Source organism: Photobacterium ganghwense, from assembly GCF_003025595.1.
Taxonomy (GTDB): Bacteria; Pseudomonadota; Gammaproteobacteria; order Enterobacterales; family Vibrionaceae; genus Photobacterium; species Photobacterium ganghwense.
In genome coordinates, this window is sequence record NZ_PYMI01000001.1 from 885,260 (window position 1) to 896,976 (window position 11,717).

The following is an 11,717-nucleotide window of genomic DNA, read 5'->3' on the forward strand; positions in this document are numbered from 1 at the left end:
TGCAAATCCGATCAGGTTAAGTGAGCGTCCCTTCATCCTTTCGCCTCCTTCAGCAAGGCGTCATACATTGGCTTGAGGGTATCGTTCCAGTTACGATCATTCACATCTCCGACATGGCGGTATCGAATGATACCTTCGCCATCGATCAGAAACGTTTCAGGTGCCCCGTAAACGCCCAGATCCATACCCAGCATGCCATTACCATCAAACAGACTGTGAATGTAAGGGTTACCCAGCTCATTCAGCCAACGTACCGCTTTTAGACGGTCATCTTTGTAATTGAGGCCGATAATCTTCACGCCTTCACTGGCCAGCTGATTTAAGTAGGTGTGTTCGGCGTAACAGGTCGGACACCAGGTGGCCCAAACATTGAGCAGTAATGGCTCACCTTTAAAGATGTCCTGCTCATAGAGTCTGCCGGCTTCAACCAGATCTTCCAGCTTGAACTGCGGAACCGGTTTTCCCACCAAAACGGATTCCAGTTTGGTCGGGTCATCGCCCTCCGCATTACGGCTGAGCTGGTTCATAAACATAACCACCAGCCCCAGAAACAGTACCAGAGGAATGAAAAGTAGTTTCTTGTTCATCAGTTAGCTTCTGCCTCTCTTTCGGCCAGCACCGGCTGTTCCTGCTGTGCTTTTTTGCGGAACCGGTAACGCTTGTCACTGATTGCCATCGCGCCACCCAGCGCCATCAGCACGGCACCGAACCAGATCCAGTTCACAAACGGTTTAAAGTAAATACGTACAGCCCAGGCTTCACCGCCCAGTCGCTCACCCATCGCCACATATAGGTCACGGGTCACACCACTGTTGATCGCCGCTTCGGTCATCATTGAACCCGCCACGCTGTAAAAACGCTTTTCAGCATGCAGTGTTGTGACAGCTTTGCCGTTACGGGTGATGTTGAAGTCAGCGATATAACCGTCATAGTTCGGACCATCTGCATCACGCAGGCCAACAAACTTAAAGTCGTAACCTTTAACGTTCACGCTCTCGCCCGGTGCCAGACGCACATCGCGCTCCAGATCATAATTAGACACCAGCGTAATCCCAATCACAGTGACCGCCATACCGATGTGACCCAGAACCATCGCCCAATGACTGCGTCCTAGTTTGCCAAGACCTGTCCACAGGCTGTGACGGTGAGTGGCACGCTCGTAAAGCTCAAAGCCATGCATCATGATGATCCAGACGGCCATCGTCATGCCCAGAACCGCCATTGGCTCCAGGATATCGGTGAACAGCCAGATTGACAGAAATGCAACCGGCAGCGTCACAATAGCTGACACAATCATTTGCTTACGGATGTTAGACAAATTGTCACGCTTCCAGCGCACCAGTGGCCCAATACCCAGAATGAAAGCAAATGGGATCATCAGCCAGGTAAACAGCGTATTGAAGAACGGTACCCCGATGGAAACCGAGCCCAGTCCAATTTGCTTGTGGATCAGCGGTAGCAGTGTACCAATCAACACCACCAGCAGACCGGCAACCAGCAGCAGGTTGTTCGCCAGCAGCAGGTTTTCGCGGGAAAACAGAGCAAAGTTACCGTGTGAACGTACCTGACCACCTCGCAGCGCGTACAGCAGCAGCGAACCACCAATCACAACGACCAGGAAGCCCAGAATAAACATGCCGCGGGCAGGATCGGAGGCGAACGCGTGTACCGAAACCAGCACGCCGGAACGAACCAAGAATGTACCCAGCAGACTGAGTGAGAAAGCCGAAATCGCCAGCAGTACCGTCCAGGCTTTGAACGTACCGCGTTTTTCGGTTACAGCCAGTGAGTGCATCAGTGCCGTACCTGCGAGCCATGGCATGAAAGAAGCGTTCTCAACCGGGTCCCAGAACCACCAACCGCCCCAGCCCAGCTCGTAATAAGCCCACCAGGAGCCCAGCGCGATACCCAGTGTCAGGAAAGACCAGGCAGCGATAGTCCACGGACGTGACCAGCGAGCCCAGGCCGTATCCAATCGTCCGGTCATCAGCGACGCGATAGCAAACGCAAACGCCACCGAGAACCCCACGTAACCCATGTACAGCAGTGGTGGGTGAATAATCAGTCCCGGATCCTGCAGCAGCGGGTTCAGGTCACGGCCATCTACCGGAAAATACGGCAGCGTACGCAGGAACGGGTTGGAGGTTGCGATGATAAACAGTAGGAAGCCAATGGAGATCATCCCCATCACAGACAACACCCGCGCCAGCGATTCCAGCGGCATGCCACGGCTGAAAATAGCAACGGCGACAGCCCAGGTTGCCTGGATCAGTACCCACAGCAACAGGGAACCTTCATGCCCACCCCAGACAGCTGACAAGCGGTAGTACCACGGCAGCAAGGAGTTTGAGTTTGTCGCAACGTAAGTAACGGTAAAATCGTTGGTGTAAAACGCCCAGCTCAGGATGATGAATGACATCATAATCATGCCGAACACCCCGTATGTGAGCGGACGCGCCATGCGCATCAGAGCCTGATTGCCCACCGATGCGCCATAAAGCGGATAGATGCTGAGCAGGATCGACAGACCCAGCGCCACTATCAGGCTAAAGTTGCCGAGTTCAACAATCATTGGTCAGTACTGCCCTGTAGTTGGGTCTCGCTGTATTTCAGCGGTTCATGCGTTTTCTTCATCGCTTCAGCGATTTCCGGCGGCATGTACTCTTCATCGTGCTTGGCCAGCACTTCGTGGGCCTCAACGGTGTTTGCATCGATCAGTACACCCTGCGCCACAATGCCCTGCCCTTCGCGGAACAGGTCAGGCAGGATGCCTTCATAATTCACCGTAACCGCCGGACCGACATCGGCCACTTTAAAGCTGACTTTCAGCGACTGGGGATCACGTTCTACCGAACCCGTTACCACCATGCCCCCGATACGCAGACGCTGACCGACTTCCGGTTTTGTCCCGTCAGGCTTACCATTTACCAATTCCGTTGGTGTGTAGAACAGATCCATATTCTGGTTCAGGGCATAGAGCAGCAACCCAACTGTTGCGCCGAGGCCTACCACCAGCGCCAGTACCAGCGACAGGCGTTTTTTACGTCTCGGGTTCATAGTGTGTTCTCCAGTTTTTCCGCTTCTTTGATGCGTTTCTCACGCGCCATTTTATTTTTAATCTCTGCCGCCAGCTGGCGCTTGGTGCGCAAGCTGGAAACTAAAATCCAAATCAGGGCTGCCATTGAAATACCGTACGAACTCCAGACATACGAGGCATAGCCACCCATCGCTAAAAAATCACTGAAAGAGTCAAAATGCATAGCGGCCTCACTTCATCAGTTCACGCACCCAAGGGCGGTGGCTTTCACGGGCAATAATCTCATTACGCAGGCGAATCATCGTCAGCGCCCCAAAGAAACAGGCAAAGCCCACAATGTTGAGCAGCAACGGCCACAACATGCTGGCATCGATAGACGGTTTCGCGAACTTGGTGATGGTGGCGCCCTGGTGCAGGGTGTTCCACCACTCTACTGAGAAATGGATGATCGGCAGATTGATCACGCCGACAATCGCCAGAATACCGGCCGCTTTCGCCGCGGTTTTCTGATCGTCAAACGCGTTATACAGCGCGATAACACCCAGGTAGAGGAACAGCAAAATCAGTTCAGAAGTCAGTCGAGCATCCCACACCCACCAGGCACCCCACATCGGTTTGCCCCAGATCGCACCGGTCAGCAGCGCAATCACGGTAAACACCGCACCGATAGGTGCCATCGCCAGCGCCGCCATATCCGACAGGCGTACCTGCCAGACCAGACCAATGAAGGCAGCAATAGCCATAGACATGTAGGCTCCCATCGACCAGATGGCGGCGGGAACGTGAAGATAAATAATTCGGAAGCTGTCACCCTGCTGATAATCGGTCGGTGCGTACATTAACCCCCAGAGGGTACCAATCACCATTGATAACAGGGCCAGGATTGAAAACCAGGGTAGCAAAGTGCCACATAACCGGTAACAATTTTCAGCTTTAGCGTAGGGATGTAACCACTTCCACATAATTCTGCTCTACTCACATAATAGTAATTAGTACGTTCCAGTCTGCAGCCGGGCTCACTGACATGGCCTGATTGCGTGACAGAGACGTGACTCATCTTTCTCTTTGGCTAACACAAGGTGAATACTCCCAAAGGGGTAATCCACCCATTATCAACCGCTTCCTTGTGCTTGCTCAAATTCATCACCGGTGATTTCACCCCGTATGATGAATAAGTCAGCCTTTACCTACTTTTTTGCCGATATTTTAGTTTTACTGACAAGTTGCAAAAAAGCTCTATGGCTAACTTTATTGTAATCATTTATTGCACACTGATGCGTAGTGAAGCTGCGACAGCAAACGGAGAAAGTGTCGCAGAGCCCACTAACATGGCTCCCAGCAGTGCCAGCTGGCCGTTATACGGCATGCCCAAACTGGCCGCATCAATCGCGGAGGTCGCGAATATAAGCACAGGTATATAGAGCGGCAATATGAGCAGGCTCAATAAAACCCCACCTTTTCGCAATCCCACAGTTAACGCCACCCCGATGGAGCCTAAAAAGCTCAAAGTTGGCGTTCCCAATAGTAAAGTTAACACCACAGCTTTCCAGGTTGCCCAGTCTAATGACAATAAAATCGCCAGCAACGGACTGATCAGCAGCAGCGGTACCCCGGTCAGGAACCAGTGCGCCACCATTTTGGCAAACGCCAGGACCGGCAACGGCGTCGGCATCATCAACATCTGCTCCAGCGACCCGTCTACATAATCATCCCGGAACAGGCGCTCCATCGATAACAGGGCCGCCAGCAGGGCCGCAACCCAAACAATCCCCGGAGCAATACGTGCTAACAAATTCGGCTCTGGCCCAACACCGAGAGGGAACAGCGTAATAACAATAATGAAAAACCACAGCGGGTTGAAAATTTCAGCCTGACGACGAAACGCAATCATCAGCTCACGGCGAACAACGAGGGTAATTTCTCTGATCATGGATTTTTATCGCCCCAGCTTGATTTTTCGTAGATGGTCGCTGTCAGCGAACATGTCCTGGTGCGTGGTCAGGATCACCATCCCTCCTCGCTGGACATGGGAAAGAAACAATTGCTCAAGCACTTTGACGCCTTGTTTATCGATCGCAGTCAGAGGCTCATCCAGAATCCACAGCTTATGGTTGCTCAGCCACAGTCGGGCCAGCGCCACCCGGCGCTGCTGACCAGCAGACAACTGCCCGGCAGGCACATCTTCCCGTCCTGCCAGGCCAACGCGAGCCAGCGCCTGCCACAGGCTATCGGCACCACTGACCATTGCCTCACCGGTTAATCCGTTGTCACCGTTGTGGACGTGCATAGACTGGAAAAAAGAAAGATTTTCGTAAGCCGTCAGCTCACGTTTCACGCCGGTCTGGTGACCAAGAAAAAGGAGATCCTGATGGTAGAGCTCCCGTGCCGATTCGATATTTTCATCATTCCAGCTAACGATGCCGTTGTCTGCTCGTCCCAACCCTGCCAGGATACGCAGCAAGGTCGTTTTTCCGGCCCCGTTCTGGCCCTCAATCTGAACCAGTTCTCCAGATGAAACCGAAAAATGTAAATCCTCAAACAATACCCTTTCGTCCCGGGTACAACTTAACTCTTCAACAGACAACATAAAAATGATGTATCCTAGGTGACACAATTAGGGTCGAATCTTATCACAGCGACCGCTGGATCTGTTAGACATGGAATGATATCTGCCTGCGCGAGGATCGGTAATTGTGACCTCTATACACACTGCTCACGTTTCCGCTACATTACAACGCAAAAATGAACAAATTGACGTAAAAAATGTACCGGAAAATGCGACTAAAACCGCAAAATCTGAGCTAACACCAACATCCGGCACGCAGCAAACTGCGAAATCAGTCAATAGTGCCCACTCAGCAAAAACGTCGGCCATATCATCTGCGCTACCACCGATAGCATCTTCCGCAACGCAGCTTGAACGTCTGTTAAATCAGTTACCTATCTTGCAGCGTTTATTCAGTCCTTTGCTGACTGGCCTCGCCACGCCCGGGACAACAAATGCCGATACAAAGACGCCAATGCTGACGACGCCCTTACAGCACCTGATAAGCCAGCTGCTGCAACCGTCATCGCAATCCACATTGATTAACTGGCTCCAGCAAGGTGCGGGAAAACAGGTGTTGGCACAGCTCATTCGTCAGCTGGCTGAACCCGGCAGTGAACTGCGACGCTGGCTTTCCCAGCTTCCACCTCATCAGCAGGAGGAATTCAGTGCCCTGTTAAGGCTGGCAGGGGAACAGCGTCTGGCCACACCAACACCAGCCTCTCAAGATACACTGGTTCTGATGTGGCCGATGCTAACTCCCAATGGCAGGGAGGCCTTTCTGGAAATCCAGCGTGAGGCGCGGTCAACAGAAAAGAACCCGCAAAAAAAGCCGAAGTGGCGGATACGTTTACGCTTACCGGTAGGTAATGCGGATAATGTGTATGTGCAGGCTGGCTGGGACGGCGACGAATTATCGCTGTTGTTTGAATCGGAAAACCCTGCGCTGTTGGAACGCACCCGACTCTTGTCACCGTTCTTAAACCAACGTCTGGAGAGCATGGGGATTCAGACGGTTTCCAGTGAGTTTCGCCGACATGTTGAGGAGCCGGAATCAACCTATACCGATTCCGGCAGTGGCCTGAATATCACAGTCTGACCATGCAGCTACAGCAACAGAAACGGGAAATAATATGACGACGAAAACAGGTTCTGCCGTTGATGCAGCAAAATCAGCCATCGCCTTGCATTACAACGGGTATGACACTCCCACCGTCGCCGCCAAAGGGTATGGTGCGCTGGCGGAGCACATCATTACGCAGGTAAAAGAACAAGGCGGCCTGATTCATGAAGATAAAGAGCTGGCCCAGTATCTCGATCACCTGAAGCAAGGAGACGAAATTCCGGAGCCGGTTTACCGGATTGTCGCGGAACTGATCGCGTTTTCCTGGCTACTGAACGGAAAAACCCCTCCCGGCTGGGAAGGGCTTGAAGGTATTGATGAACACGTTTAGGTGTATCGGTGGAACGCCAGTTTTTAATAAGCCCACCGGAGCGTACTAAAGCTGAACAAGCTGGCGCTGTAGTTGCCAGCCGTTAAAATGCGTTCGCGATAAAACAGGCTTCAGCGGCGCCGTGACTGATGCATTTGCTGCAGCCGCAGCAGAAGCTCGGCTTCCGCTTTGGGCAGATCACACTCTTCCATCAGCTCATTCACATCCGCACCGAGTTCAACCATTTTACTGGCACGGCTGTAAAGGCGACCATCCGGGTCCTGCATGGCCAGTTCCCCTTGTCTCTCGGCCAATGACTCTAGCTGATGATCCATTTCGGCCAGCTTCTGGCCCATTCCCATGGTACCGGCCCGCAACTCCTGAAACTGCTTCTGCATACTTTCGTTTTGCTGGCGGGCATTTTTCAACACCAGCTCCGTCGCTGCAAATTTGCTCTCTAGCGCCTGACGAGCCAGACGCTCACGCCGAATCATGAACCAGGCAAACAGAATCGCCAGCAGAGAAACAATCAGCGGCAGCCATTGCAACAACACCGTCAGCATTACAGGTACGCCATCTCGTCCCATTCATCATCAGACAGCAGCTTGTTCAGATCCACCAGGATCAGCAGCTGGCCATCACGATTGCTCACACCCTGAATGAATTTCGCGCTCTCTTCCGTGCCAACACTTGGTGTGCTGTCGATTTCAGAGCTGCGCAGGTAAACCACTTCCGCAACGCTGTCGACCAAAATACCGATAACCTGCTTTTCCGCTTCGATGATCACGATACGGGTATTGTCTGAAATATCTCCCGGAGCCAGACCAAAGCGGGCACGAGTATCAATCACGGTAACCACATTACCGCGCAGGTTGATAATACCCAGAACATAATCAGGCGCGCCAGGTACTGGAGCGATTTCTGAGTAACGCAACACTTCACGAACCTGCATCACATTGATGCCGTATGTTTCGTCTTCCAGCTGAAAGGTTACCCACTGCAGGACCTGATCGTTACTGTCTTCTTTTTTTATTTCAGCGACACTCACCTGAGACATGCTGTTTCCTCATTTTGCAGCTTTAACATTGTCCTTACCAGACCAGCCTCTTTCAGGGCTGCCCTAGCTTGGTATTAACATCTAATCCCGCGTTTAGCATAGAGATTAGTTCGCTAACATGAATTAGCGCACACATTTTTTCTTTCACCATACCGGCCAGCCAGGGGCGTTTACCGGCTTTCTCCCGCCAGCGCACACTGCCGGTCGGCAAGGCTTCGGTTCCCAGCAGCGCATTACATGCCAGGCCCCATTTACTTTCCCCCAGAAGGACAACGTATCGGTACCCTTCGCGGTGGTCATCATCCGTCAGCTTTTCAGCCATTGCCCAACGGGCAGTATCAACCACATCCAGTTGCTGCTCACGCGTACTCATCAACCCCAGGTACCAAGGTGGCCGGCCAAGCAGATGATTCAAATCGCCCAGCTGATGGATACCGCCCAGTTCTGTCAAAGGCACCGCAAACGTGACGCCATTGACTTCAAAAAACAGCGCCTGAAATTCATTACCCAGACTCTTTTGCTGATTCCAGTCATCCGGCGGGGCAACGCCCGTCTGCGTTTCCGGTGCAGCAGTTAGGCCTGACTCCGGTTCTGGCTGGTCCACCGTGTTTTCTTGCAACGATTTTGCCGCTGGCAACACTTCCGAAGGCTCTAGTTCCTGTACCTCGGAAGGCAGCTGTTCAGAAAGCTGTACTTCCGACAAAACTAACGTTTCTGTCGCAAATTCTGTCTGCACGGCTTTGTGAGCCATCGCTTTATGGGCCATCTCCTCATGAGCCATCACGGCCTGCCAGTCCGCATCCAGTTCTGGCGCGGCATTCATGACACCGCTATCGGGCTCAGGTACCGCAACCGCAGTGTCGGTTGGCGTCGGCATCTGCGTCGATAAGCGGCTGACCTGATCCAGCAGACGCTGAACATTTTCCAGGGCGACCGGTTGTGCTTCTGGTGCCTGAGCAATCCAGTCGTTCGGCCTATCGGCACTCACCTGGCGAGCCGGAGACAATTGGGGCGATTGGGGTGCCGATTGCGACGTTTGTTCACTCCACCACGGCATGTCCCCCATCACTGCATCAGCCGCTTCTTCAGACGGACTCTCCAGCGAGGAAAAATCAAACGGTGCCGCCGAAATGGCCTCCGATGTTTCTGCTGTCAGATCCCCAGCAAGCGGAGGTAATGCTCCGTCATCAGGCCTGGGATCCTCCAGGGTGTTTTCAGGCTCCGGCTCATCGTCACCCGCAATCGGGGTCTCGGCGGCGACCGGAACACTGGCCACGTGGGCACTGCTATCTGCCGCTGAGCCTGTTTCTGTTTCTGTTTCTGTTTCAGTTTCAGTTTCAGGCACAGGTTCAGGTTCAGGTTCAGGTTCAACCAGCAAATCAAAAAAATAGTCATCCAGCGCCTGCTGGCTGGACAAACGGTTACTATCGCTCATCCTGTTGCAATCGCTCCAGGTAATTCAATAAGGTTTTATACGCAAACACGCCCCGGCAGTTGCGGGAAAACAGTGAAGGCGGCATGTGCTTTATACTGGCATCACGGAATTTGGTGTCAATCGGCACCGCGGATGCCCAGACCTGATCAGGGAAACGCAGCTTCAGCTCCTGCAGGGTTTGCAAAGAGGCCCGGGTACGTTTGTCGTACATGGTTGGTACAATGGTGACTTTGAAACCATCCGGACGCGACTTTTGCATAATCTGCAGTGTTCGCATCATGCGCTCCAACCCTTTCATCGCCAGAAATTCCGTCTGTACCGGAATCAGAATACGATCGCTGGCCGCCAAGGCATTGACCATCATGACCCCCAGAATAGGCGGGCAATCAATCAGCACATAATCGTAGTCATCTGCCAGACAGTGCAGGGCTTTTTTCAGGATCAAGCCCATTCCACTGCGGTTTCCCATGACCCGATCCAGCGTCGCTAGGGACATATGGGCCGGAATGATATCCAGATGCTTAAACGGCGTACGCTGGATAACCGTCCGTACCGTATCGCGGCGGATATCCGTGAGCTGAAATAAATCAAACAGGCTGGTCGATACCCGGTCGACATCGAGATTCAGGTAGGTCGACAGCGAGGCGTGGGGGTCTGTATCCACCAGCAGCACCCGCTTATTGCGCTCACACAGCAGACCCGCCAGCGTTACCGTTGTTGTGGTTTTGCCGACGCCGCCTTTCTGGTTAGCAATACTCCAGACAATCACAGACCGCTCCCTATGCCATATTCAGCTCGACCAAAATGCGCTCTGCAATTCGGTCAAGTGGCAGATCTTCGCTGGAAATACCGGCTTTAGCGACAGCTTGCGGCATCCCGTAGACTACGCAGCTTTCTTCATCCTGAGCCCAGACGGTCGAGCCGTTGTTTTTCAGCATGCGGGCACCTTCGCGCCCGTCGGCGCCCATCCCAGTCAGCACCATCGACAACACTTTGTCGTGATAGACCTTGGCTGCCGACCCAAATGTGACATCCACACACGGTTTGTAATTCATTCGGTCACCGCCATCCAGAATACGCAGACGCGCAGCCCCCGGACGACCTTCGACCATCATCTGCATGCCGCCCGGTGCCAGATACGCCATTCCCGGTTTCAAGGTATCGCCGTCTTCCGCTTCCTTGACGCCAATTTTGCAAAGGTTGTTAAGACGGGCTGCAAACGCGGCAGTAAACGTGGCAGGCATGTGCTGCACTAAAACAATCGGGTACGGGAAGTTAGCCGGTAATTTTGTCAGGACTTTCTGTAGTGCAACGGGTCCACCGGTGGATGTGCCGATGGCCATCAACTGGTATTTCTTCCCACTGGCTTTAAATCGTACCGGGGGCTTGGCGGCCGGACGCACCGGTGTCGTCTGGCGAAAGGAATTTGCGGTTACCGGTTCTGAGGTATGACTGTGGGTCGGCGCCATTCGCTGACTACCGGCACGCACAGCGTCACGGTTCAACGAGGCTCCGGATACAGAGGACGGTGCAGACGCCTGTCCTCCCGTCAGCGGAGTACGCACCGCGCGGCGCATGAACATCCGCTTGCGGGCAATCTCAATAACCCGTTTTTGCAACAGAGCAACCGCCTCATCGCGGTTACGGGCGATGTCTTCAAATTTTTTCGGCAGGAAATCAAGCGCACCGGCATCCAATGCATCCAGTGTCGCCTTAGCACCTTCATGGGTCAAAGAGGAGAACATCAGAATCGGCGTTGGTGCCACTTTCATGATTTCGCGCACCGCGGTAATACCGTCCATCACCGGCATTTCAATGTCCATGGTGATCACATCCGGCTGAAGCTGACGCGTCATTTCAACGGCTTCTTTGCCGTTCACTGCATTACCAATTACTTCCAGACGCGGATCCGCGTTGAGTATTTCACTGACACGACGGCGGAAGAAACTGGAGTCATCCACCACCAATACTTTGACTGCCATGTTATGCGTTCATCCCGTTGAGATACCTAGCACCTGATAAAACAGGGTTACTCTGTGAATTCTTTATTTTAAAAATGAAGGGCCTTACCAAACGAGCTAGAGCACAATCCTGTCGATTTGCCCCTGCCTGTCTGGCAAAGCCCCTGGCTGGTCGCTGGCCGGAGGACAGTGAAAAATGTTACTTCCCCTGTTTTTCGCTCCGGCTAGCGCCGCTTTGTCAGACCTGTA

Annotated in this window: 14 protein-coding genes; 2 read left to right on the forward strand and 12 right to left on the reverse strand. The window is 53.1% G+C overall.

Features of this window, described 5'->3' with window-relative positions:
* Nucleotides 1-32: 32 nt before the first annotated feature.
* From C9I92_RS03805 to ccmA, 7 genes are all read right to left on the reverse strand, one after another.
* Nucleotides 33-587 (reverse strand): DsbE family thiol:disulfide interchange protein, encoded by a 555-nt coding sequence (locus tag C9I92_RS03805; protein ID WP_047883810.1) that lies wholly within the window; start codon nucleotides 585-587, stop codon nucleotides 33-35.
* The gene (locus C9I92_RS03810) at nucleotides 587-2,572 is read right to left on the reverse strand and encodes a heme lyase CcmF/NrfE family subunit (protein WP_047883811.1); all 1,986 of its coding nucleotides are present in this window, start codon (nucleotides 2,570-2,572) and stop codon (nucleotides 587-589) included. The genes C9I92_RS03805 and C9I92_RS03810 overlap by 1 nt, the downstream gene beginning before the upstream one ends.
* Nucleotides 2,569-3,057 (reverse strand): cytochrome c maturation protein CcmE, encoded by a 489-nt coding sequence (gene ccmE / locus C9I92_RS03815; RefSeq protein ID WP_047883812.1) that lies wholly within the window; start codon nucleotides 3,055-3,057, stop codon nucleotides 2,569-2,571. Before ccmE ends, C9I92_RS03810 begins: the two co-directional genes overlap by 4 nt.
* Nucleotides 3,054-3,260, reverse strand: coding sequence for a heme exporter protein CcmD (gene ccmD / locus C9I92_RS03820; protein ID WP_047883813.1), 207 nt, complete (start codon nucleotides 3,258-3,260; stop codon nucleotides 3,054-3,056). Before ccmD ends, ccmE begins: the two co-directional genes overlap by 4 nt.
* A gap of 7 nt (nucleotides 3,261-3,267) precedes the next feature.
* Nucleotides 3,268-3,999: a heme ABC transporter permease gene (locus C9I92_RS03825; protein WP_047883814.1), complete on the reverse strand. Its 732-nt coding sequence runs from the start codon at nucleotides 3,997-3,999 to the stop codon at nucleotides 3,268-3,270.
* Between the two features lie 299 nt (nucleotides 4,000-4,298).
* Entirely contained in the window at nucleotides 4,299-4,967 is a 669-nt protein-coding gene (ccmB, locus tag C9I92_RS03830; RefSeq protein ID WP_047883815.1) for a heme exporter protein CcmB, read from the reverse strand.
* 6 nt (nucleotides 4,968-4,973) lie between these two features.
* A complete protein-coding gene (gene ccmA / locus C9I92_RS03835; RefSeq protein ID WP_047883816.1) occupies nucleotides 4,974-5,624 on the reverse strand; it encodes a cytochrome c biogenesis heme-transporting ATPase CcmA in 651 nt (216 codons plus the stop codon).
* 106 nt (nucleotides 5,625-5,730) lie between these two features.
* Here ccmA and C9I92_RS03840 point away from each other — a divergent pair, with 106 nt between their 5' ends.
* Together C9I92_RS03840 and C9I92_RS03845 are read left to right on the forward strand one after the other, a co-directional pair.
* Nucleotides 5,731-6,681, forward strand: coding sequence for a hypothetical protein (locus tag C9I92_RS03840; protein WP_146149662.1), 951 nt, complete (start codon nucleotides 5,731-5,733; stop codon nucleotides 6,679-6,681).
* Between the two features lie 34 nt (nucleotides 6,682-6,715).
* On the forward strand, nucleotides 6,716-7,036 hold the full coding sequence (locus tag C9I92_RS03845) for an EscU/YscU/HrcU family type III secretion system export apparatus switch protein (RefSeq protein WP_047883818.1): 321 nt from the start codon (nucleotides 6,716-6,718) through the stop codon (nucleotides 7,034-7,036).
* Between the two features lie 110 nt (nucleotides 7,037-7,146).
* On the opposite strand, the gene C9I92_RS03850 is transcribed toward C9I92_RS03845, so the two are convergent.
* The 5 genes from C9I92_RS03850 to C9I92_RS03870 are packed head-to-tail and all read right to left on the reverse strand — an operon-like array spanning nucleotide 7,147 to nucleotide 11,489.
* Nucleotides 7,147-7,578, reverse strand: a complete 432-nt coding sequence (locus tag C9I92_RS03850) for a DUF2802 domain-containing protein (protein WP_047883819.1) — start codon at nucleotides 7,576-7,578, stop codon at nucleotides 7,147-7,149.
* Entirely contained in the window at nucleotides 7,578-8,072 is a 495-nt protein-coding gene (locus C9I92_RS03855; RefSeq protein WP_047883820.1) for a chemotaxis protein CheW, read from the reverse strand. Before C9I92_RS03855 ends, C9I92_RS03850 begins: the two co-directional genes overlap by 1 nt.
* Before the next feature lie 52 nt (nucleotides 8,073-8,124).
* On the reverse strand, nucleotides 8,125-9,507 hold the full coding sequence (locus tag C9I92_RS03860; RefSeq protein WP_047883821.1) for a chemotaxis protein CheW: 1,383 nt from the start codon (nucleotides 9,505-9,507) through the stop codon (nucleotides 8,125-8,127).
* Nucleotides 9,497-10,276 (reverse strand): ParA family protein, encoded by a 780-nt coding sequence (locus tag C9I92_RS03865; protein ID WP_047883822.1) that lies wholly within the window; start codon nucleotides 10,274-10,276, stop codon nucleotides 9,497-9,499. The genes C9I92_RS03860 and C9I92_RS03865 overlap by 11 nt, the downstream gene beginning before the upstream one ends.
* Nucleotides 10,277-10,286: 10 nt before the next feature.
* A complete protein-coding gene (locus C9I92_RS03870; protein ID WP_047883823.1) occupies nucleotides 10,287-11,489 on the reverse strand; it encodes a protein-glutamate methylesterase/protein-glutamine glutaminase in 1,203 nt (400 codons plus the stop codon).
* Nucleotides 11,490-11,717 lie beyond the last annotated feature (228 nt).